Genomic DNA, 19,820 nt, shown 5'->3' with positions numbered 1-19,820 from the left:
TCCTTGTGGTCGGCGATTGGGCTGAGCTTAGCTGGCTGCCGGATACTGCGGCCAACGGTGGATGGGGCCGCGCCAGTGTTCGTAGGCCTTGCCCAGGCGCAGCACCTCGACGTCGGCGAAGCGCGGGCCGACGATCTGCAGGCCGATGGGCATGCCGTCGGCGGTGAAGCCGCAGTTGATTGAGAGTGCCGGTTGCTCGGACATGTTCCACGGCACGGTGAAGCCGATGTGCTCAAAGGGCTGCGCCGGGTCGTTGGTCGGTGATGCCCATTCGGCCGGGAAAGCGGCGACCTGGTTGGTCGGCGAGAGCAGGAAGTCGATCTCCTGGAACTGCTCGGCGGCCCGGCGGCGCATCTCGAACGTCTGGTTGAAGCCGCGCACTGCTTCGGCACCGCTCACCGCCGCGCCGCCCTCGGCCCATTGGAAGATGTAGGGCAGTACCTTGGCCTGGCGCTCCACCGGCAGGTTCTCCAGCTCGGCCCACAGGCGCGCGCGCCAGAACCTGTCCAGGCCCTCGAGCAGCTCGCGGTCGAGGATCGGCCGAACCTCGATGATTTCCGCGCCGGCATCGGCGAACTGTCTTGCGGCGGCTTCCACCGCAGCGCACACCTCGGGCTCGGGGCGCAGGCCGCAGCCGGGGTCCAGCTGCAGTCCGATGCGCAGGCCGCGCACCTCGGCGTAGTCGATGTGCCAGTTGAGATCGGCCGGCGGCAGGGCCGTAGCGTCACGCCAGTCGGGGCGCGCCAGGTGCCTCATCATCAGCGCCGCGTCGTCCAGTGTGCGGGTCATGGGGCCGGCGCAGCGCCCTGTGAAGTAGGGATCGATGGGGATTCGCCCCAGGCTCGGCTTGAAGCCGACCAGCCCGCACCAGCCCGCCGGCAGGCGCACCGAGCCGCCGATGTCGGTGCCGATGTGCAGCGGCCCGTAGCCGGCCGCTGCCGCCGAGGCTGCACCGGCGCTGGAGCCGCCCGGGTTCATGCGCAGGTCCCAGGGGTTGCGGGCCAGCTTGTGGAAGCTGGACAGCCCGGAGGAGAGCATGCCGAAGTCCGGCACCGTGGTCTTGCCCAGCAGGATGGCGCCGGCCTCGTTCATCCGCGCGGCGGGCGGAGCGTTGCCGGTCGCCGGTTGCAGGAGGGTGGCGGCGCTGCCCTGCGGAATCGGGTCGCCGGTGGTGGCGATCAGTTCCTTGATGGTCACCGGTACGCCGTCCAGCTCGCCGCAGGGAGCGCAGCGGATCCAGCGCGCCTCGGAGCGCCGCGCCTGCTCGATCGCGCGCTGCGGGTCGAAGGCATAGAGGGCGCAGAGCTGCGGTTCCCAGCGTTCGATATGGGCGATCAGATGGTCGAGGTACTCGACCGGGGAAAGCTGGTGCGAGCGGTAGAGGGCGAGCAGTTCGACGGCGGACAGATCGTGCAACGGTGGCATGGCGGTCTCCGGCGGGGGCTGTGCCTCACCCTAACCGAATCCGCGCGCCGAGGGGATGGGGTGCGGCACTCATGCCGCACCCGCTTGCGTGGCTCAGGCGCGCTGACGCGACTGCTGGTCGATCAGGTACTGCAGGCGATACAGATGACGGTAGCCCGCTTCCCAGGCGCCGTGGCCGGATTTCACGTTGATGTGCCCGGCGGAGGGCAGGATCACGGTTTCGGCACCCCAAATGCGACCCAGCGCCATGGCGCGCTGCGGGCTGCAGGCGGCGTCGTTGTCCGAGCCCACCAGCACCGTCGGGAACGGCAGCGTCTGGGCGGCAATGGGGGCAAAGTTGCGCAGCGCGTCGTGGCAGGTTTCCCGTTCCACATCCGCTGGCGCAACCAGCAGGGCGCCGGATACCTGGGCCAGCGCACGGCGGTCGGCGCGGGCCGCCCAGGCGGCGACGGTGACGCAGCCCAGGCTGTGGGCGATCAGCACCACGCGGCCGGGCTCGCGGCGGATTTCGCGGTCGAGTTCGGCGACCCAGTCGGCACGCTGCGGGGTGATCCAGTCCTGCTGCTGCACCCGCGCGGCGTTTGGCAGGGCGCGCTGCCAGTGGCTCTGCCAATGGGCGTCGTCGGATCCGTGCCAGCCCGGCACGATCAGGTAGCGGATGCGGTCGTTGCGCATGGGGCGGCCCTCTCGAATCGTCATGAGAAGGCATTCTAGGGAGAGTTTTAATATTCGTTAAGGAATAAGAAATTCTTTGCTTATGCAGTACTTAAGCTAAACGAATGGCTATAAGCGGTTATTCCTGCGCCCGGCGCAACGGGCAGCAGCGCGCCAGGATGCCTTCCAGGTTGAGGTCGGGCATGGCGTATTCTCGCAGTGCGCGGGCGGTCTGCTCGACGTAGTCGCGGGTGGTACCGAAGTGGCCCTGGGCGCTGGCCAGCACGTGCTCGACGATGTTGTCGGGCAGGGAGCCGGCGTAGCTGGGCAGATGGCGTTCGAGGACGAAGCCCAGGGCGCGCACGCGCGTGCCGTCGTCGAGGCGGCAGTTGAGCCATTCCGGGCGATAGGAGGCGTAGGGCATCTCCCTTTCCCAAAGCGCGTAGAGGTTGGCGTCGAGGTGATCTTCCGGCAGGCGGAAGGCGAAGCCTGAGCAGGAGCCGCCGCGATCCAGGCCGAGTACCAGGCCGGGTGCTTCCGGGGTGCCGCGGTGGGTCAGGGACCACAGGTAGAGCCCGCGATGGTAGCCGTGCACCCGCGCGCGGCGCGCTTCGGCCACCGGGAACTCCGGGCGCCAGATCAGCGAGCCGTAGGCGAACAGCCACACCGGACCGGCGCCATGTTCGCTCATGGTGATGTCGAGCGAGGCGCGCAGCTGTTGTGGTGTGAAGCGTTCCGGCACCCCCAGTGTCGGCGGATAAAACGGGCCTTCCGAAGCGGGAGACGATGTCATGCGGTACCCCTCAGGTCTCCGAACTGTCATCAACTTAGTGGAAGAGCGGCGGCCACGGAAGAGCCTGAAAGGCATAGGTTTATTGCCGAGGCGGGGATGACGACGAACGGCGGAGGCGAGGTTGTGGATGTTAGCGCCAAAGCCCCGCTCCCCCGCCCTCTCCCTTAAGGGAGAGGGAGCCGATCGGCGTTGCCGGGAGGTACGGGGTTCCGCTTGATGCCATTCAGTCCCCTCTCCCTTCGGAGCGGGGCGCGCAGCCAGGGTTCGGGAGAGGGTGCTACCGGCTGCTCGGTCCCTGGGAATCGCGAATAAAAAAAGGCCGCTCACCCCTGCCTGAGTATTGGGAGAGCGGCCTTGAAGCTCGGTACGTTGTGGAGGTCCCTTTCTACACCCGCTCTGTTTCAGGCGTCTTACAGGCTCCTCAGCGCGCGGTGATGACCGCCAGTTTGGTGATGCCGGCCTTCTCGATGGAGGCCATGGCCTTGGCCACCTGGCCATAGTTCACGGTTTCATCGGCCTGCAGCTGCACGCGGACTTCGGCGTCCTTGGCCTTGGCCGCCGCCAGATTGCTTTGCAGCAGGTCCGGCTGGATCTCGTCCTTGTTGATGAACCACTTGCCGGCGCCGTCGATGCTCACCACCAGCGGGTCCTTCTGCTCCGGCGGGGCGACCGCCTCGGTCTTGGGCAGGTTGATCGGGATGGCGTTGGTCAGCAGCGGCGCGGTGACGATGAACACCACCAGCAACACCAGCATCACGTCCACCAGCGGGGTGACGTTGATCTCGGAGAGAACCTCGTCGCTGTCCTGGGTCGAGAAGGCCATGTCAGCTCGCCTCCTTCACGCTGGCGCCGGCAGCCGGTTTGCGCGCGGCGGTGGGCAGGGCGACGACGCGGAAGGCACTCTTCTGCGCGAGGCTGTAGAAGTCGTGGGCGAAGTCGTCGAGGTCGGCCGCAGTGAGCTTCAGGCGACGGAGGAAGTAGTTGTAGACCAGCACCGCCGGCACGGCGACGGCGATACCCACGCCGGTGGCGATCAGCGCGCTGCCGATGGGGCCGGCGACGGTTTCAAGGCTGGCGGAGCCGGCTGCGCTGATGCCCTTGAGCGCTTCCATGATGCCCCACACGGTGCCGAACAGACCGATGAAGGGCGAGGTGGAACCGATCGAGGCGAGCACCGCCAGGCCGGACTCCAGGGAGCGGCGCTCACGCTGGATCTGCTGACGCAGGGCGCGCTCGAGGCGGTCCTGGTGGTTGATCGACTGGGCCAGGTCCGGCTGGCCGTTGTCCTGCACCTGGATGGCGGCGAAACCGGCCTGGGCCACGCGGGCGCCGGCGCCGGGCTTGCCGGCGGCCTGGTCACCGGCCGATTCGAGGCTGGTGGCGCTCCAGAACTGCTTCTGGAAGCGCTTGTCCTGGGACTTCTGGCGGGTGAACTGGACGCCTTTCACCAGGGCCAGCGCCCAGGTGACGACGGAGAAGCCGACCAGCAGCCAGATGACTGCGCCTTCGACGGATTCCAGGGGGTTCAGGGGCAGACTCATGGGTGTTCTCCTTCCGCGTTTCTCGTGCGGCTGATCTGGGCAAGTTGAATCAATGCAATTTGAAGTCGATGGGTACGCTGACCCAGCCGTCCTGGGCCACATCACCGCGCTTGGCGGGGACGAAGCTCCAGCGTTTCACTGCGCGCACCGCGGCATCGTCCAGGGCGTCGCGGCCGCTGCTCTTCTGCACCTGGATCTCGCTCGGGCTACCGCTGGCAAGTACGTGCACACGCAGCAGGACGGTGCCTTCCCAACCGCGACGCTGGGCCAGTGGCGGGTATTCCGGCGCCGGGTTCTTCAGATAACCGGCGCTGGCCGAGGGCGGCGTCAGCGGGGCTGGAGCCGGCGCTGGCGGAGCAGGTGGCGCCGGTTGCGGCGGCGGAGTTTCAGCCTTGGGCGGCGCTGGTTGCTCGACCGGCTTGGGCACGGGCTTGGGAACCGGTTTCGGCTTGGGTTTGGGGATCGGCTTGGGCGGCGGCGGTTTCACCGCGTTTTCGTCCACCACCGGAGGTGGCGGCTCCTGCACCACTGGCTCGGGGATCGGCTCGGGCGGCGGCGGTTCCACCACCGGCGGCGTCGGCGCGGTGAATTCGATGGTCATCGGCGGCACCTGTGGCGGTACCTCCGGCAGTTTGGGCGTGGGCTGCTGGGTCAGCCAGTAGATCACCGCGCCGTGCAATGTCAGGGCGAACAGGCCGAGCAGCACGCCTTCGCGGCGGCTCAGCGCGCGGGCTTTCGCCGGCACGTGGCGGCCCAGCTCCAGCGCGTGGCGCAGCGGGCGGCCGAGATCGACCAGGTCGCTGCCGGGCACGTGGCGCAGGAAAGCATCCGGCGCGAGGGCATGCTGGGGTTGAGCCATGAACGATCTCCTTGCAGGTCTGCGCGGCTCTACGACGCGCTTGAAACGGACCTGCATGATTGGCGGAGCGTCTTAGCTCTTGAAGTGATTATTTTCGTTATTGAAATAACTTTCTGGACTATACGGTTTTGCTGGGTCGCTGCAGGCCGCGCCATTCGTGCCTTTGAGCGAAATCGTAAAAAACCGATGCCTTTGTGGCATGGAAAATATGCAGGGAAGGTTGGCGAAAAAATGCTCAAACCCTTGCGGCAGAGCCTTCCTGTAGGAGCGAGCTTGCTCGCGAACGGGATTTTCAGGCCGCTCCGGAGCCGGGCGGGTTCGCGAGCAAGCTCGCTCCTACAAAGAGCAAAAAGCCAAAACGAAAAAGCCCGGTCATTCGACCGGGCTTTTCAGAAGGTGAAGCTGCGTCGGCGATCAGAACGCCGGAACGACGGCACCCTTGTACTTCTCGAGGATGAACTGCTTCACCTCGGGGCTGTGCAGGGCGGCGGCCAGCTTCTGCATGGCGGCGCTGTCCTTGTTGTCCGGGCGGGCAACCAGGATGTTCACATAGGGCGAGTCGGCGCCTTCGATGGCGAGCGCGTCCTTGGTGGGGTTCAGCTTGGCTTCCAGGGCGTAGTTGGTGTTGATCAGGGCGAGGTCGACCTGGGTCAGCACGCGCGGCAGGGTGGCCGCTTCCAGCTCACGCACCTTGATGTTCTTCGGGTTCTCGACGATGTCTTTCGGGGTCGCGGTGATGGACTTGTTGTCCTTGAGCTTGATCACGCCGGCCTTGTCCAGCAGCAGCAGGGCGCGGCCGCCGTTGGTAGCGTCGTTGGGGATCACCACGGTGGCGCCCGAGGGCAGCTCTTCGAGCTTCTTGAACTTGGTGGAGTAAGCGCCCAGCGGCTCGATGTGCACGCCGGTGACGGCGATCAGGCTGGTGCCCTTGGTCTTGTTGAACTCATCCAGGTACGGCTGGTGCTGGAAGAAGTTGGCGTCCAGGCGTTTCTCGGCGACCTGGGTGTTGGGCTGCACGTAGTCGGTGAACTCCTTCACCTTCAGTTCGACCCCTTCCTTGGCCAGGATGGGTTTGACGAAATTGAGGATCTCGGCGTGCGGCACCGGAGTGGCGGCGACGGTCAGGCTGTCGGCAGCCTGGGCCAGCGGGGCGGCGATCACGGCGGCGGCAGCGAACGCGGCGAACAGTTTCTTCATGGTTGGCTCCTTGGCGGCCCGCATCCGGCGGGCCTTGTGGTTATTTGCGGGAATAGTGGACCACCAGCTTGTCGCCGACGGTCTGCAGGATCTGGACGAGTACCACCAGCATCACCACGGTGAGCAGCATCACGTCGTCCTGGAAGCGTTGGTAGCCGTAGCGGATCGCCAGGTCGCCGAGGCCGCCGGCGCCGACCACGCCGGCCATCGCGGTGTAGGACACCAGGGTGATGGCGGTGACCGTGATGGCGGCGATGATGCCTGGGCGGGCTTCGGGCAGCAGGGCGTTCCAGATGATCTGGCGGGTGCTGGCGCCCATTGCCTGGGTGGCTTCGATGATGCCCTTGTCCACCTCGCGCAGCGCGGTTTCCACCAGGCGCGCGAAGAACGGCGTGGCACCCACCACCAGCGGCGGGATGGCCCCGGCGACGCCCAGCGAGGTGCCGACCAGGATTACCGTGAGCGGGATCAGTACGATCAGCAGGATGATGAACGGCAGCGAGCGCAGCACGTTGACGATGAACGCCAGCACGCCGTAGATGCCGCGGTTGGCGAACATCTGTTTGGGCCCGGTGAGGAACAGCAGCACGCCCAGCGGCAGGCCGAGGATGACGGTGAACAGCAGCGAACCGCCGAGCATCCAGAAGGTGTCGAGGCTGGCCTGGAGAATCTCGGACCAATCGATGTTTACAAAAAAGTCGCTCATGCGCGCAGCACCTCCACATGGACTTCGGCGGCGTTGAGCTGCGCCATGGCGGCCTCGATGTCACCGCCCACCAGGGACAGGGTGAGCTGGCCGTAGGGCTGGTCCTTGATGCGGTCGATGCGGCCGGCGAGGATGCTGTAGTCGACGCCGGTCTGGCGCGCGACGGTGCCCAGCAGCGGCGCATAGGTCGCTTCGCCACGGAAGGTCAGGCGCAGGATGCGGCCCGGCACGTGGGCGAAGTCATCGTGCTGCTCGTTCTCGTCCACACGCTCGGCCTCGAAGACGAAGCGGCGGGTGGTTTCGTGCTGCGGGTGGAGGAACACGTCGGCGACGTCGCCCTGCTCAACGATGCGCCCGGCATCCATGACGGCGACCTGGTCGCAGACCCGGCGGATCACGTCCATCTCGTGGGTGATCAGGACGATGGTCAGCTTCAGCTCGCGGTTGATCTCCGCCAGCAGTTGCAGGACCTGGCCGGTGGTCTGCGGGTCGAGGGCGCTGGTGGCTTCGTCGCAGAGCAGGATGGTCGGCCGGCAGGCCAGGGCGCGGGCGATGCCGACGCGCTGCTTCTGGCCGCCGGACAGCTGTGCCGGGTACTTGCGGGCGTGGTCCTGGAGGCCGACGCGCTCGAGCAGTTCGTCCACCCGCGCGGTGATCTCGGCGGCGCTGAAGGTGCCGGCGAGCTTCATCGGCATGGCGATGTTGTCGGCGACGGTCTTGGAGGCCAGCAGGTTGAAGTGCTGGAAGATCATCCCGACGCGCTGGCGGAAGCGGCGCAGGCCGTCCGCGTCCAGGGCGGTGATGTCTTCGCCGTCGATGACAATGCGCCCGCCGCTGGGTTCTTCCAGGCGGTTGATCAGGCGCAGCAGGGTGCTTTTACCGGCGCCGGAATGGCCGATCAGGCCGAACACCTGGCCACCCTCGATGGACAGGCGGGTCGGCTGCAGGGCCGGGATATCGCGTCCGGCGACGCGATAGGTCTTGTGGACGTCGTGGAATTCGATCACGTAGCAAACCTTGTGGGTACGGCGTGTGGGAACCTGTTCATGGTGTGCTGCGCGTCGGCATTACTGCGTTGAAACAGGCGAGAAATGCTCATTTACGCGTGAGTAGACTCCGCTTTCTCGCCTGTTTTCGCCTTGTACTGCTCTAGCTCGCAAGCCCTAAACAGATTCGGGACCTACTAAGTTGTCGAGGGATAAACGACAAACGTAGGCGGTCAGCCAAAACCGCGCATTTTAACCTGCTTTTTTATGGCTGATTAATCTTTGTTCAACTAACTGCGGAACAAAAGGGAATAACGGGCACCGCGAACGGGTGCCCATGGGCTTACGGCGTGCAGGTTGGCTGAGCGCCGGGAGCGGCGGGCTTCTGCAGGCCGCTCACATCGGCGGCGACGCCGGGGGCGCGGGGCATCAGCGAGCGGGCGCGGGTCAGGGCGGTGGTGGCGCCGTTGACGTCGCCCTTGGCCAAGGCCTCGCGGCTGCGCTCCAGGTAGGCGTCGGCCAGGCGCTTGCGCCGCTCGGCGAGCTGGGTGGTGTCTTCCTGCTCGGAACCCAGCGCGAGCTGCGCGGATTCCAGACGGCCGGCGGCCAGTTCGGTCTCGAAGGCGCTGCTGCTGGTTGGGGTGGTCGCGGTGCTCTGGCAGGCTGCCAGGGCAAGCGCCATGGCCATCAGCGCGAACAGGCGGATGACGAACGACTTCATGCGTCAGGGTCTCTTTTGATCAAAAAATCGCCAAATTCTACACCGTCCGGCGCGGCAGGACAAAGCTCAGCAGGAACAGGGCTGCCGCGCTGACCACGATGGAGGGGCCGGCAGGAGTGTCCTTGAACCAGGACAGCGAGAGGCCGGCGCACACTGCTACCAGGCCGATCAGGCTGGCGCCGAAGGCCATCTGCTCAGGGCTGCGCGCGTGCCGTTGGGCCGCGGCGGCGGGGATGATCAGCAGCGAGGTGATCAGCAGCACGCCGACGATCTTCATGGCCACGGCGATGACGATGGCGATCAGCAACATCAGCGCCAGACGGATGGCGGTGACCGGCAGGCCTTCGACCCGCGCCAGTTCCTCGTGCACGGTGATCGCCAGCAGCGGCCGCCACAGCCAGCAGATCAGCCCCAGCACCAGGGCGCTACCGGCGACTATCCACAAGAGGTCGGTTTGGCTGACGGCGAGCAGGTCGCCGAACAGGTAGGCCATCAGGTCGACGCGCACTTCCTTCATGAAGCTCAGCGTCACCAGGCCCAGCGACAGCGTGCTGTGCGCGAGGATGCCGAGCAGGGTGTCGGCGGCCAGCGGCTGGCGCTGCTGCAGGGTGACCAGCAGCACGGCGAGCAGCACGCAGCCGACGGTCACCGCCAGGGTCGGGCTGACGTCCAGCAGGAAGCCGAGGGCGACGCCGAGCAGGGCGGCGTGGGACAGGGTGTCGCCGAAATAGGCCATGCGTCGCCAGACGACGAACGAACCCAGGGGCCCGGCGACCACCGCCAGGGCCAGCCCGGCGAGGAGGGCGTTGAGCAGGAAATCAGCCATGGTTGCAGTCGGGGCCGTGCTGGTGGACCGGAGTGAAGCGCGTGCCAGCGGGGAAGGCGGGTTTCACCACCTCGCCGTGCAGGTCGTGGGAATGGTCGTGGTGGTGGTGATAGATCGCCAGGCTGCGGGCGTCCTGGCCGAACAGCTCGACGAAGGCCGGGTCGCCGCTGACCTGTTCCGGATGCCCGGAGCAGCAGACGTGGCGGTTCAGGCAGACCACCTTGTCGGTGGCGCTCATCACCAGGTGCAGGTCGTGGGAAACCATCAGCACGCCGCAGCCGAGGCGGTCGCGCAGGCGGCCGATCAGGCGGTACAGCTCGGCCTGGCCGGCGACGTCGACGCCCTGCACGGGTTCGTCGAGCACCAGCAGTTCCGGCTTGCGCAGCAGCGCGCGGGCCAGCAGCACGCGCTGCAGTTCGCCGCCGGAGACACTCTGCAGCGGCTTGTCGAGCACATGGGCGGCACCGACTTCCTTCAGCGCGTCGAGCGCCTGGGGGCGCTGTACGCCCGGCACCAGGCGGAGGAAGCGGAAGACCGTCAGCGGCAGGGTCGGATCGACGTGGAGTTTCTGCGGCATGTAGCCGATGGACAGCTTCGGCGCGCGCCAGACGCTGCCGCTGTCGGGCTTGAGCAGGCCGAGCACGCTGCGCACCAGGGTCGTCTTGCCGGCGCCGTTGGGGCCGATCAGGGTGACGATCTCGCCGGGAGCGATGGTCAGGTCGACGTTCTGCAGCACCGCCTGGCCGCCATAGCTGACGCCGACGCCTTGCAGGCGGATCAGGGCGTCGCTCATCACGCCTCCCGCTGGCCGGGCGCGCAGGCGCCGCAGAGGCCGACGATCTCGACGGTCTGGCTTTCCACGGCGAAGCCGACACCCTTGGCGCCGGCAACGATGGCCTCGCTGATGGCCGGTTGTTCCAGCTCGATGGCGGTGTGGCAGGCGCGGCAGATCAGGAACTGGCCTTCGTGGGCGTGTTCCGGGTGCGCGCAGCCGATGAAGGCGTTGAGCGAGGCGATGCGGTGTACCAGGCCGTTTTCCAGGAGGAAGTCCAGCGCGCGGTAGACCGTCGGCGGCGCCGCCTTGCGGCCGTCTTCCTCGCTCAGCACGGCGAGGATGTCGTAGGCGCCCAGCGGCTTGTGACTGGCCCAGACCAGCTCCAGCACGCGCCGGCGCAGCTCGGTCAGGCGCACGCCCTGGCGCGCGCACAGCGCGTCGGCGTCGGCCAGGGCGCTGGCCACGCAGTTGGCGTGGTCGTGCGGGCGGCAGGCGAGGGGAGTCTTGGGGGCGATCTTGTACATGCGCGGCGACGCTCGGGTTCAGAGACGTTATTATATTACTCTTTCATGTCTCCCCTGTGTGAGTGCCGCCGTGTCCTTCCGTCCCGTCGCCCTGCTGACCGCCTGCTGCGCGCTGCTGCTCAGCCTCCCCGTGCGTGCCGAGGTCAGCGTGCTGACCAGCATCAAGCCGCTGCAACTGATCGCCGCTGCCATCCAGGACGGTGAAGGGACGCCGGACGTGCTGCTGCCGCCGGGCGCCTCGCCGCACAGCTACTCGTTGCGCCCCTCGGACATCCGCCGCGTGCGCGATGCGCAGCTGTTCTACTGGGTCGGCCCGGACCTGGAGAACTTCCTGCCCAAGGTGCTGGACAGCCGCAAGGGCCCCAGCGTGGCCGTGCAGGACCAGGCCGGCATGCATCTGCGCAAGTTTGCCGATTTCAGTGAGTCGAACCACCCGGACCACGACGACCAAGTTCATGACGACCTTGGCCATGATCACGACCACCGTCCCGGCATGATCGACGCCCACCTCTGGCTGCTGCCGGCCAACGCCCAGGTGATCGCCGCGCGCATGGCCGAAGACCTGGCCATCGCCGACCCGACCAATGCCAGCCGCTACCAGGCCAACCTGAAAGCCTTCGACGAACGCATGGAGACACTGAATACGCGCTTGAAGCAGCGCATGGATCCACTCAAGGGCAAGCCGTTCTTCGTTTTCCACGAGGCCTTCGATTACTTCGAGGAGGCCTACGGCCTGCGACACGCCGGTGTCTTTGCGGTGTCTGCCGACGTTCAGCCGGGCGCCCGCCATGTCGCGGCCATGCGCGCGCAGCTGCAGAAGGCCGGCCCGGCCTGCATCTTCAGCGAACCGCCGATCCGCCCGCGCCTGGCCGATACCCTGAGCCAGGGCCTGCCGGTGCGGCTGGCCGAGCTGGATGACCTGGGCGTGGGGGTGAAGGTGGATGCGCAGGGTTACGAACATCTGCTGGGCAATCTGGCGGATGAGTTCGCGGGGTGCCTGGAGAAGCTCTGAGTCTGGCTTGCCGGGGCTCTTACTCGGGGCTACTCCAGGCCTGACCCGAGAGCAGGAGCGGACTCCGTCCGCGATAGGTTCGCCTCGCGCTTGACAGCATGGTGGCCGCGTCCGCTAGCCGGGGCCAGCTATCGGGCAATCCAGAGAAGACATAGCGAGAGCGTCACCAGCGAACCCAGGGTGGACAGCAGAATGCTCCGCGACACCACCGCCGCCTCGCGCTGGTAGTACTCGGCGAGCATGAACGGCCCGGTGCCAGTAGGCAGTGCGCTGAGCAGCAGCGCCGAATCGGCCCACAGCGGCGGCAGGTCGAAGACCTTGTAGGCAAGGAAGCCACTGAGCAGAGGCTGGCCGACCAGCTTGATCGCCACCAGCGGCCAGGCGCCGACCTGCTCGCCTCGCACTTCCTGCTTCTGCGCCAGGAACAAGCCGAGCGATACCAGAGCACAGGGCGTCGTCGCGGCGGCGAGCATGTCGAGGAAATGCAGCAGCGGCGCTGGAAGACCGATGCCGGTCACTGCCCACAGGCCGCCGATAATGGGTGACACCACCAGCGGGTTCTTGCCCAGCGCCTTGGTCACCACCCACACGGCGCGGCCGATGTGCTTCTCGGCCTGCAGGCCGACCTCGATGCACACCACCGAGATGGCGAACAGCACGCAGACGACCAGCAACGAGGCGATCAGCGCCGGCTCCAGGCCATCCTGGCCGAACACCAGCAGGCACAACGGGATGCCCATGTAGCCGGTGTTGGCGTAGGACGCGCTGAGCCCGTCGATGCTCGCCGCCGGCAACGGCCGGCCCTGCAGCAGGCGCCAGGCCAGCGTGGCGAAGAAAACCAGCAGGCAGCCGCCGGTAAAGGCGGCAAGGAAGCCCGGTTGCCAGATTTCCGCCCAGGTCGCGGTGGCGGTGACCTTGAACAGCAGTGCCGGCAGGCACAGCCAGACCACCAGCTTGTTCACCTCCGACGCGGCCTGCGGGCCGAGGCGGTTGCTGCGTCGGCACAGCCAGCCCACCAGGATCAGCGCGAAGATCGGCAGGACGACGGCGAAGACGGTGTGCATGGCAGGGAAACCTGGAGAAGCGGGAGCGGCAGGCGAGCATAGGGTTGCCAATCGATACCGTCCAATGCTTACTAGGGCGCCAATCCATACCCTTTCCGTATCGATGATCGACTTCCGCCAGCTGCGCTATTTCCTCGCCCTCGCCGAGCACCTGCACTTCGGCCGTGCCGCCGAGGCGCTGCACATCACCCAGCCGCCGCTGAGCCGGCAGATTGCCGCGCTGGAGGAGGAGCTGGGCACTCCGCTGTTCGCCCGGCATTCCCGCTCGGTGGAACTGACCGCCGCCGGCCGCGATTTCCAGCAGCACGCCCGCGCCTTGCTCTCGGGCCTGGATCTCGCGGTGCGCGCTGCCCGTGCCACCGCGCGCGGGGAGCGTGGCGAATTGCGGATCGGCTTCACCATGCTCGCCGCCTGGACGCTGCTGCCGCGCCTGCTGAAGGCCTTCGCCGATGGCCACCCGGAAGTGAAACTGGTGCTCAACGAGGTTCTGCCCCGCGACCTCGGCCCGGCGCTGGACAACGGCGAAGTGGACGTCGCCCTGACCTTCCCCGAGCGCGAGCCGGGCCAGCGCCTTTACCGCACCCTGCAACGCGAGCCGCTGTGCGCGGTGCTACCGACGGTTCATCCGCAGGCGCAGACCGCCGAGCTGGACCTGGCGAAGCTGGCCGGCGAGCCCTTCATCACTTTCCCGCCCGCCACGGCGCCGGCGCTGCACGAGTCGGTGATGGATTGCTGTCGCCAGCATGGGTTCGCCCCGTCCGTACGCATGGAAACGCACCTGCAGCAGACCATCGTCAACCTCGTCGCCGAGGGGCTGGGCGTCTCGCTGGTGCCCGACTCGATGCGGCGCATGCAACTGCCCGGCGTGGCCTTCCGTTCCATCGCGGACTCGCCGCAGGTGGAGTACGGCGCGGCCTGGAGCCCGCACAACGACAACCCGTGCCTGGCGGCGTTTCTGCGCAGCGCGGGTGCGGTCTAGACCGCGCCACACGCGCGATTGCAGGCATGGCGATCCTGCGCTCAGGCCATCCCTCACCCTAACCCTCTCCCAAAGGGAGAGGGGACCACTCGGTGAAGGACGAAAGCTTGGCGTCAGCCGGCACGGACAGCACCCTCTCCTTGGGGAGAGGGCTGGGGTGAGGGGGAAACGCAGGCACAAATATTCCAGAAAATGACACAGGGGTGTCCGCTCACACCCGCCCGGTCACCGGAATGCATGCGCCGGTGATCGCCGCCGCATCATCGGAGGCGAGGAACAGCAGGGTCGCCGCCAGTTGCTCCGGCCGCACCCAGCGGTCGAACTCGGCATCGGGCATGTCGGCCCGGTTCTGCGGGGTGTCGATGATGCTCGGCATCAGCGCGTTGACGGTGATCCGTGCGTCCTTCAGCTCTTCCGCCAGCGCTTCGGTCAGGCGCATGACACCGGCCTTGGACGCCGCATAGGCGCCCATGCCCAACGCCGCGCGGTTGGCCGCTGCTGCGGCGATATTGAGGATGCGCCCGCGCCCGCGCGTCTTCAGGTGGCCCAGGGCGGCCTGGCTGGAGACCACTGCGGTGCGCAGGTTGATGCGGTACATCAGGTCCCAGGTGTCGACGTCGCCGTCGGCCAGGGTTTCCCAGTGGAAGCCGCCGGCCACGTTGATCAGCGCATCGAGGCCGCCGAAGTGCTCGTTGACCTGCTCCAGCGCCGCGCGGGCGGCGGCAGGACCGGTGAGGTCGATACCGCCGATGGACAGCGCCCCGGCCTGTGGATAACGCGGGCCGACGGCGCGGTCGAGCAGGGCGACCTGCCAGCCGGCATCGGCAAACGCCTGGCCGACCACGCTGCCCAGATGGCCGAAGCCGCCGGTGATGGCGACGATCCTGTTCATGTGGTGCTTCCTCGCGAAGAAGTGGGAGGCGCACTTATAGGGTTAGCAGGCGCGACGTGAAAGGTCGCGGGCGCCAGATGAGGGGACGGATCGGGACGGGGAATTTCCGGGCAGGTTCGATGCTAGGCACAGCCCTCACCCTGACCCTGGCTGCGCGCCCCGCTCGGAGGGAGAGGGTACTGTCGGCAGCGAGGTGGCAGCACGGTGTCAGCCGGCACAATCGACGCCCTCTCCCTCCGGGAGAGGGCTGGGGTGAGGGTTGGCCCCGCAGCGGGGCCAACCCTCAAACGCCTACTTCACCAACCGCGCATCCAGGCTGTTCTGCGCCAACCGCTGCGCCTGCTCCTGGGTCATCCCCAGATGCTCATGCAGGGCCTGGAAGTTCTCGGTGACGTAGCCGCCGAAGTAGGCCGGGTCGTCCGAGTTCACCGTCACCTTCACGCCACGTTCGAGCATGTCGAGGATGTTGTGCTCGCGCATGTGGTCGAACACGCACAGCTTGGTGTTGGACAGCGGGCAGACGGTCAGCGGGATCTGTTCGTCGATGATGCGCTGCATCAGCCCTTCGTCCTCGATGGCGCGCACGCCGTGGTCGATGCGCTCGATCTTGAGCAGGTCCAGGGCTTCCCAGATGTACTCCGGCGGCCCTTCTTCGCCGGCGTGGGCAACGGTCAGGAAGCCTTCGCTGCGGGCGCGGTCGAACACACGCTGGAACTTGCTCGGCGGGTGGCCGACTTCGGAGCTGTCCAGGCCGACAGCGATAAAGGCGTCGCGGAACGGCATGGCCTGGTCGAGGGTCTTGAACGCCTCTTCCTCGGACAGGTGACGCAGGAAGCTGAGGATTAGGCCATGGCGGATGCCAAGTTTTTTCTCACCCTCCTTGAGCGCGCCCTGGATGCCGCGCAGCACCACCTCGAAGGGCACGCCACGGTCGGTATGGGTCTGCGGGTCGAAGAACGGCTCGACGTGGATGACGTTCTGCGCCTTGCACTTCTCCAGATACGCCCAGGTCAGGTCGTAGAAGTCCTGTTCGGTGCGCAGCACATCGGCACCGGCGTAGTAGAGATCGAGGAACTCCTGCAGGTTGTTGAACGCATAGGCCTTGCGCAGGCTCTCGACGTCGCCCCAGGGCAGGGCGACCTTGTTGCGCTCGGCCAGGGCGAACAGCAGCTCGGGCTCCAGCGAACCCTCCAGGTGCAGGTGCAGTTCGGCCTTGGGCAGGGCATTGAGCCAGTCGTACATGGGGGAGGTCTCGTTATGGGTGGATCAGGCGCCAACATTGGCACACAGGCTGATCCGGCAAGCAATTGGCAGCGGGGCAACAGGCCCCGGCATGCGTGGACAGAGATAATTCTGACGCAAAAGACAGATATCCGCGAAATCTTCCGACCGGTCCCCTTTCTAGAATCGCAGCACCTCCCCCACAGCAGCCCGTTCCATGAACAAGACCCTGCTGGCCGTACTGGCTCTGCTGCCCTTAGCCCTGGCCGCCTGCGACGCCTCGTCTTCCTCCGACTTTAGGTACAACGAGGTGGTGACCCCCGCTTTCCTGCATAACGTGCAGCGCATCGATCGGGACATGAGAAGACTGAGCAAAGGCGATTTCGACTCCGGCGGTGCCGTCGCCGCGACGCGAGCGGTGGGAAGCCCGGCCGGCCACATCGTCGAACTCGAACATGATCTCAACCAGGTGCAGCAACTGCCGCACGGTGAGGATGCCGGCCGCTACGCCAGCAGCCTGTCGCGCTACTACGAACGGCAGATCGGTTACTACCAGCAACTCAGGCGCTATGCGGAATCCAGCGACAAGGCAAGGAAAGAGGCGCTCGCGCAGGAACTCGACGACGCGTACCAGGCGTTGCGCGTATTGCCCGACCAGGTCCTGGCGGCGCAGAAGCAATTCGTCGAGCGCGCCGACCTGCCCCACTGAGCTAACGAGTCGGCGACGGCGATCGGCAGGTCGCTGGTGCGCCTCCGGTCCATTGCCTAAGATGGCGCTCTCGCTTTCTTACGGAATGGACATCCCCCTCGATGCTGCGCGCGCTCAAAGAAGAAAAATTCCTCCTCCTCGCCCTGCTGGTGGCGATTGCGGTCTACCCGCTGGAGCACAGCCTGCTGGGTGGCGGCAAGATGCTCGCGGGGCTCACCGCGGCCGCGCTGCTGGCGGTAATCATCAGCGTCTCGCTGCGCGTGGCGCACCACGCCGAAATCCTCGCGGAAAAGGTCGGCGAGCCCTACGGCACCATGATCCTGACACTGGCGGCGGTGCTGGTGGAGGTGGTGATCCTGGCGATCATGATGGGCCACAACCATTCCCCGACCCTGGCCCGCGACACCATCTACGCCGCAGTGATGCTCGACATGAACGGCATCCTCGGCCTGGCCGCGCTGCTCGGCGGGTTGAAGCACGGTGAGCAGTCGTACAACGACGACTCGGGCAAGACCTACGTGACCATGATCCTCACCGCCGTGGGCATCTCCATGGTGGTGCCGGAGCTGATACCGGCCGAGCAGTGGAAGCTCTACTCCTTCTTCACCATCGGCTGCATGGTCATGCTCTACGCGCTGTTCCTGCGCATGCAGACCGGCCAGCACAGCTACTTCTTCAGCTACAACTACGCCACCCATGGCGAGCAGGGCGAAGGCCACGAGGCGGCCGGCAACAGCAAGCAGTCCATGGCGCTGCTGGTGGTCGGTGTAGTACTGATCGGCGCGCTGGCGGAGGTGATGTCCAAGGCCCTGGACGTCGGCCTGGAAGGCAGCGGCGTGCCGCCCATCGTGCCGGCGCTGCTGGTGGCGGCGATCTCCGCCAGCCCGGAAATTCTCACCGCACTGCGCGCCGCCATGGCCAACCGCATGCAGCCGGTGGTCAATATCGCCCTGGGCGCGTCGCTGTCGACCGTGATCCTCACCGTGCCGGTGATCGAGGCCCTGGCGCTGTTCAAGGGCCAGCCGATCCAGATGGCCATGACCCCGTTGCAGACCGGCATGATGTTCATCACCCTGATGGTTGCCGGCTACAACCTGCATGACGGCAAGACCAACGCCATCGAGGGCATGACCCACTTCGTGCTGTTCGCCACCTTCCTGATGCTGTCGTTCATGGGACTCTGAGCATGCTCAAGCTGTACCTCGCCGGCCCCGACGTGTTCCGCCCCGACGCCGTCGAGCAGGGCGAGCGGCTCAAGGCACTGTGCACCGAGTTCGGCGTGCAGGGACTCTATCCGCTGGATCATTCGGTGCCCGAGGGCATCGTCGAGCCGGTTGAGCAGGCCCGCTGGATCTACCAGGCCAACCTCGAGCTGATCCACCAGGCCGACGCGGTGCTGGCCAATCTCAACCCATTCCGCGGCGCCGAACCGGACAGCGGCACCGCCTTCGAACTGGGCTACGCCGCCGCGCTGGGCAAGCCATTGTTCGGCTACATCGATGAAGGCGGCAGTTGCGCCGAGCGCCTGCCTTGCGAATGGAAGGGTGACCAGCCGGGTCGCGATCGCGACGGCAATCAGATCGAGGGGTTCGGCCTGCCGCTGAACCTGATGCTCGGCGTGCCGGCGAAGATCGCCGTGGGAGGGGCGCGGGAAGCGTTGGAGTTGCTGCGGGAAGAGTTGCTTTCGTAGCAGTGGACTCGGTTTGCGATAGGTCCGCATCGCGTTGGATGCCCTTGCGGGCGGGGGCTGCTCTTGTGCCTCGCCATGGCACGGCGAATTGCCGGCAACAAAAAACGCGCCCAGGGGCGCGTTTTTGTTGGGCTCGCAATGATAGTCAGCGACGTTTTTCGAGCTTGAAGAAGAACACCTTGGTTGCCTGGCGGGCGACGATGCGGCCTCCACTGACGCGGGGCTCGAAGCGCCACTTGTCCATGGCGTCGCGCACGGCATTGTCGAACATGCGCGGCGGCGAGGACTCCAGCACCTGGATATCGGCGATGCGGCCATCGCTGGTGATGGTGAACAGCACCTTCACCCGGCCTTCGATGCCACGGTTCAGCGCCATGCGCGGATAGACCGGCGGGTCCATGCGCAGCGGCTTGATGTCGCTGTCGTTCAGGCTGCCGGTGGGCAGGCCGGCGGGGCCCTGCGAACCGGTCGGCGCGGCCTGGGCACCCTGGGTGAACTGGCCAACGGTGGGCGCGGCGGGCGGCGGCGGGGCGGCCGGAGTCGGCGGCGCGGCGGTTTCCTCGGCCGGTTCCGGGTCAGGCTCGGGCTTGGGTTTCGGCTTGGGCTTGGGCGACACCTTGGGCACGGCCTTCTCGACCGGCTTGGGTTTGGGTTTGGGCTTTTCCACCGGCTTGGGCGGCTCGATGGGCTTGGGCGGCTCGGGTTCCGGCGGCGGCGGAGTCGGCGTGGCAGCAGGCGGCTGCTGCACTTCCGGCTTGGGCGGTAGGGTGACGACACTCACCTGCATCGCCTTGGGCATCTCGCCGGCGCCCAGATTCAGTTCCGCCGGAGTCGGCATCACCCAGACCAGCGCGGCGACGATGGCCAGGTGCATGGCGATCGCCAGGCCCGAGGACTTCCACCAGCCGCCGGGGGGCGGGGGCTGCTCGCCGTCTTCCACGCCTTCGACCGGCGCCGCGTAGGGGATCAGGACCTCTTCGGTAACCACATCCTCGTCGCGGCGGGGGCCGGCACAACTGACGAGTCGCAGGGTGGCCTCATTGACGCGCTGGGCATTCACGCTGGGCAAATGGGCGCCGTCATCCGCCGTGGCGGAAGTGAACAGCTGTTCCTCAGCGTCTGCGGCTGGACTGGCGTCCGCCGCCTTGCGCGGTTGGGGTAACGACATGAGAAAGCCTGCGGGAAGAGTTCACGAAGCAGTATCTGCTGATAATTATTATCATTCACTAGTTGCGCGAGGGCAACC

22 protein-coding genes are annotated in these 19,820 nt (G+C 66.7%); 5 read left to right on the top strand and 17 right to left on the bottom strand.

Features of this window, described 5'->3' with window-relative positions; translation table 11 throughout:
• Positions 1-27: 27 nt before the first annotated feature.
• From GJV37_RS19830 to zur, 13 genes are all read right to left on the bottom strand, one after another.
• On the bottom strand, positions 28-1,425 hold the full coding sequence (locus tag GJV37_RS19830; RefSeq protein ID WP_084358434.1) for an amidase: 1,398 nt from the start codon (positions 1,423-1,425) through the stop codon (positions 28-30).
• A 93-nt stretch (positions 1,426-1,518) separates the two neighbouring features.
• Complete coding sequence (locus GJV37_RS19825; RefSeq protein WP_065086393.1) at positions 1,519-2,100, bottom strand: alpha/beta hydrolase; 582 nt, start codon at positions 2,098-2,100, stop codon at positions 1,519-1,521.
• 118 nt (positions 2,101-2,218) lie between these two features.
• The gene (locus GJV37_RS19820; RefSeq protein WP_024766995.1) at positions 2,219-2,872 is read right to left on the bottom strand and encodes a gamma-glutamylcyclotransferase; all 654 of its coding nucleotides are present in this window, start codon (positions 2,870-2,872) and stop codon (positions 2,219-2,221) included.
• A 421-nt stretch (positions 2,873-3,293) separates the two neighbouring features.
• Positions 3,294-3,695: an ExbD/TolR family protein gene (locus GJV37_RS19815; RefSeq protein WP_024766994.1), complete on the bottom strand. Its 402-nt coding sequence runs from the start codon at positions 3,693-3,695 to the stop codon at positions 3,294-3,296.
• A gap of 1 nt (position 3,696) precedes the next feature.
• On the bottom strand, positions 3,697-4,413 hold the full coding sequence (locus GJV37_RS19810) for a MotA/TolQ/ExbB proton channel family protein (RefSeq protein ID WP_024766993.1): 717 nt from the start codon (positions 4,411-4,413) through the stop codon (positions 3,697-3,699).
• A gap of 49 nt (positions 4,414-4,462) precedes the next feature.
• Positions 4,463-5,272 carry an energy transducer TonB gene (locus GJV37_RS19805; RefSeq protein ID WP_193452874.1) on the bottom strand — a complete coding sequence of 270 codons (810 nt, stop codon included), beginning with the start codon at positions 5,270-5,272 and terminating at the stop codon, positions 4,463-4,465.
• A gap of 414 nt (positions 5,273-5,686) precedes the next feature.
• On the bottom strand, positions 5,687-6,469 hold the full coding sequence (locus GJV37_RS19800; RefSeq protein WP_024766992.1) for a MetQ/NlpA family ABC transporter substrate-binding protein: 783 nt from the start codon (positions 6,467-6,469) through the stop codon (positions 5,687-5,689).
• Between the two features lie 40 nt (positions 6,470-6,509).
• Positions 6,510-7,175 (bottom strand): methionine ABC transporter permease, encoded by a 666-nt coding sequence (locus GJV37_RS19795; protein WP_024766991.1) that lies wholly within the window; start codon positions 7,173-7,175, stop codon positions 6,510-6,512.
• Positions 7,172-8,182: a methionine ABC transporter ATP-binding protein gene (locus GJV37_RS19790; RefSeq protein WP_024766990.1), complete on the bottom strand. Its 1,011-nt coding sequence runs from the start codon at positions 8,180-8,182 to the stop codon at positions 7,172-7,174. The genes GJV37_RS19795 and GJV37_RS19790 overlap by 4 nt, the downstream gene beginning before the upstream one ends.
• A gap of 322 nt (positions 8,183-8,504) precedes the next feature.
• Positions 8,505-8,882: a hypothetical protein gene (locus GJV37_RS19785; RefSeq protein WP_065086392.1), complete on the bottom strand. Its 378-nt coding sequence runs from the start codon at positions 8,880-8,882 to the stop codon at positions 8,505-8,507.
• A gap of 37 nt (positions 8,883-8,919) precedes the next feature.
• Positions 8,920-9,708, bottom strand: coding sequence for a zinc ABC transporter permease subunit ZnuB (gene znuB / locus GJV37_RS19780; RefSeq protein ID WP_017521234.1), 789 nt, complete (start codon positions 9,706-9,708; stop codon positions 8,920-8,922).
• Positions 9,701-10,501 (bottom strand): zinc ABC transporter ATP-binding protein ZnuC, encoded by an 801-nt coding sequence (gene znuC, locus GJV37_RS19775; RefSeq protein ID WP_170858094.1) that lies wholly within the window; start codon positions 10,499-10,501, stop codon positions 9,701-9,703. The genes znuB and znuC overlap by 8 nt, the downstream gene beginning before the upstream one ends.
• Positions 10,501-11,007 carry a zinc uptake transcriptional repressor Zur gene (gene zur / locus GJV37_RS19770; protein WP_015474971.1) on the bottom strand — a complete coding sequence of 169 codons (507 nt, stop codon included), beginning with the start codon at positions 11,005-11,007 and terminating at the stop codon, positions 10,501-10,503. Before zur ends, znuC begins: the two co-directional genes overlap by 1 nt.
• Before the next feature lie 70 nt (positions 11,008-11,077).
• Here zur and znuA point away from each other — a divergent pair, with 70 nt between their 5' ends.
• A complete protein-coding gene (gene znuA / locus GJV37_RS19765) occupies positions 11,078-12,019 on the top strand; it encodes a zinc ABC transporter substrate-binding protein ZnuA (protein ID WP_193452873.1) in 942 nt (313 codons plus the stop codon).
• Between the two features lie 128 nt (positions 12,020-12,147).
• On the opposite strand, the gene GJV37_RS19760 is transcribed toward znuA, so the two are convergent.
• Positions 12,148-13,083: an AEC family transporter gene (locus GJV37_RS19760; RefSeq protein ID WP_170858093.1), complete on the bottom strand. Its 936-nt coding sequence runs from the start codon at positions 13,081-13,083 to the stop codon at positions 12,148-12,150.
• Between the two features lie 103 nt (positions 13,084-13,186).
• Between GJV37_RS19760 and GJV37_RS19755 the strand changes: the two genes are divergently transcribed.
• Entirely contained in the window at positions 13,187-14,062 is an 876-nt protein-coding gene (locus GJV37_RS19755; RefSeq protein WP_037016184.1) for a LysR substrate-binding domain-containing protein, read from the top strand.
• 211 nt (positions 14,063-14,273) lie between these two features.
• On the opposite strand, the gene GJV37_RS19750 is transcribed toward GJV37_RS19755, so the two are convergent.
• Positions 14,274-14,954: an SDR family NAD(P)-dependent oxidoreductase gene (locus tag GJV37_RS19750; RefSeq protein ID WP_024766985.1), complete on the bottom strand. Its 681-nt coding sequence runs from the start codon at positions 14,952-14,954 to the stop codon at positions 14,274-14,276.
• A gap of 291 nt (positions 14,955-15,245) precedes the next feature.
• Entirely contained in the window at positions 15,246-16,196 is a 951-nt protein-coding gene (locus tag GJV37_RS19745) for an adenosine deaminase (RefSeq protein ID WP_170858092.1), read from the bottom strand.
• A gap of 196 nt (positions 16,197-16,392) precedes the next feature.
• Between GJV37_RS19745 and GJV37_RS19740 the strand changes: the two genes are divergently transcribed.
• The 3 genes from GJV37_RS19740 to GJV37_RS19730 all read left to right on the top strand — a co-directional run bounded on the left by GJV37_RS19740 (position 16,393) and on the right by GJV37_RS19730 (position 18,574).
• Positions 16,393-16,884, top strand: coding sequence for a hypothetical protein (locus tag GJV37_RS19740; protein ID WP_169889200.1), 492 nt, complete (start codon positions 16,393-16,395; stop codon positions 16,882-16,884).
• Positions 16,885-16,985: 101 nt separating this feature from the next.
• Positions 16,986-18,068: a calcium:cation antiporter gene (locus tag GJV37_RS19735; protein WP_065086387.1), complete on the top strand. Its 1,083-nt coding sequence runs from the start codon at positions 16,986-16,988 to the stop codon at positions 18,066-18,068.
• Between the two features lie 2 nt (positions 18,069-18,070).
• Entirely contained in the window at positions 18,071-18,574 is a 504-nt protein-coding gene (locus tag GJV37_RS19730) for a nucleoside 2-deoxyribosyltransferase (RefSeq protein ID WP_065086386.1), read from the top strand.
• Between the two features lie 145 nt (positions 18,575-18,719).
• Here GJV37_RS19730 and GJV37_RS19725 read toward each other — a convergent pair whose 3' ends face one another.
• Entirely contained in the window at positions 18,720-19,742 is a 1,023-nt protein-coding gene (locus GJV37_RS19725; RefSeq protein WP_193452872.1) for an energy transducer TonB, read from the bottom strand.
• Positions 19,743-19,820 lie beyond the last annotated feature (78 nt).

The organism is Pseudomonas nitroreducens (assembly GCF_010994165.1).
Lineage (GTDB): Bacteria > Pseudomonadota > Gammaproteobacteria > Pseudomonadales > Pseudomonadaceae > Pseudomonas > Pseudomonas nitroreducens.
This window is presented reverse-complemented; position numbering and strand designations above follow the sequence as displayed.

Coding starts and splice junctions, on each gene's coding strand:
- GJV37_RS19830 (WP_084358434.1), bottom strand. CDS start 1,425: ATGCCACCGTTGCACGATCTGTCCGCCGTCGAACTGCTCGCCCTCTAC.
- GJV37_RS19825 (WP_065086393.1), bottom strand. CDS start 2,100: ATGCGCAACGACCGCATCCGCTACCTGATCGTGCCGGGCTGGCACGGA.
- GJV37_RS19820 (WP_024766995.1), bottom strand. CDS start 2,872: ATGACATCGTCTCCCGCTTCGGAAGGCCCGTTTTATCCGCCGACACTG.
- GJV37_RS19815 (WP_024766994.1), bottom strand. CDS start 3,695: ATGGCCTTCTCGACCCAGGACAGCGACGAGGTTCTCTCCGAGATCAAC.
- GJV37_RS19810 (WP_024766993.1), bottom strand. CDS start 4,413: ATGAGTCTGCCCCTGAACCCCCTGGAATCCGTCGAAGGCGCAGTCATC.
- GJV37_RS19805 (WP_193452874.1), bottom strand. CDS start 5,272: ATGGCTCAACCCCAGCATGCCCTCGCGCCGGATGCTTTCCTGCGCCAC.
- GJV37_RS19800 (WP_024766992.1), bottom strand. CDS start 6,469: ATGAAGAAACTGTTCGCCGCGTTCGCTGCCGCCGCCGTGATCGCCGCC.
- GJV37_RS19795 (WP_024766991.1), bottom strand. CDS start 7,175: ATGAGCGACTTTTTTGTAAACATCGATTGGTCCGAGATTCTCCAGGCC.
- GJV37_RS19785 (WP_065086392.1), bottom strand. CDS start 8,882: ATGAAGTCGTTCGTCATCCGCCTGTTCGCGCTGATGGCCATGGCGCTT.
- znuB (WP_017521234.1), bottom strand. CDS start 9,708: ATGGCTGATTTCCTGCTCAACGCCCTCCTCGCCGGGCTGGCCCTGGCG.
- znuC (WP_170858094.1), bottom strand. CDS start 10,501: ATGAGCGACGCCCTGATCCGCCTGCAAGGCGTCGGCGTCAGCTATGGC.
- zur (WP_015474971.1), bottom strand. CDS start 11,007: ATGTACAAGATCGCCCCCAAGACTCCCCTCGCCTGCCGCCCGCACGAC.
- GJV37_RS19760 (WP_170858093.1), bottom strand. CDS start 13,083: ATGCACACCGTCTTCGCCGTCGTCCTGCCGATCTTCGCGCTGATCCTG.
- GJV37_RS19755 (WP_037016184.1), top strand. CDS start 13,187: ATGATCGACTTCCGCCAGCTGCGCTATTTCCTCGCCCTCGCCGAGCAC.
- GJV37_RS19750 (WP_024766985.1), bottom strand. CDS start 14,954: ATGAACAGGATCGTCGCCATCACCGGCGGCTTCGGCCATCTGGGCAGC.
- GJV37_RS19745 (WP_170858092.1), bottom strand. CDS start 16,196: ATGTACGACTGGCTCAATGCCCTGCCCAAGGCCGAACTGCACCTGCAC.
- GJV37_RS19740 (WP_169889200.1), top strand. CDS start 16,393: ATGAACAAGACCCTGCTGGCCGTACTGGCTCTGCTGCCCTTAGCCCTG.
- GJV37_RS19735 (WP_065086387.1), top strand. CDS start 16,986: ATGCTGCGCGCGCTCAAAGAAGAAAAATTCCTCCTCCTCGCCCTGCTG.
- GJV37_RS19730 (WP_065086386.1), top strand. CDS start 18,071: ATGCTCAAGCTGTACCTCGCCGGCCCCGACGTGTTCCGCCCCGACGCC.
- GJV37_RS19725 (WP_193452872.1), bottom strand. CDS start 19,742: ATGTCGTTACCCCAACCGCGCAAGGCGGCGGACGCCAGTCCAGCCGCA.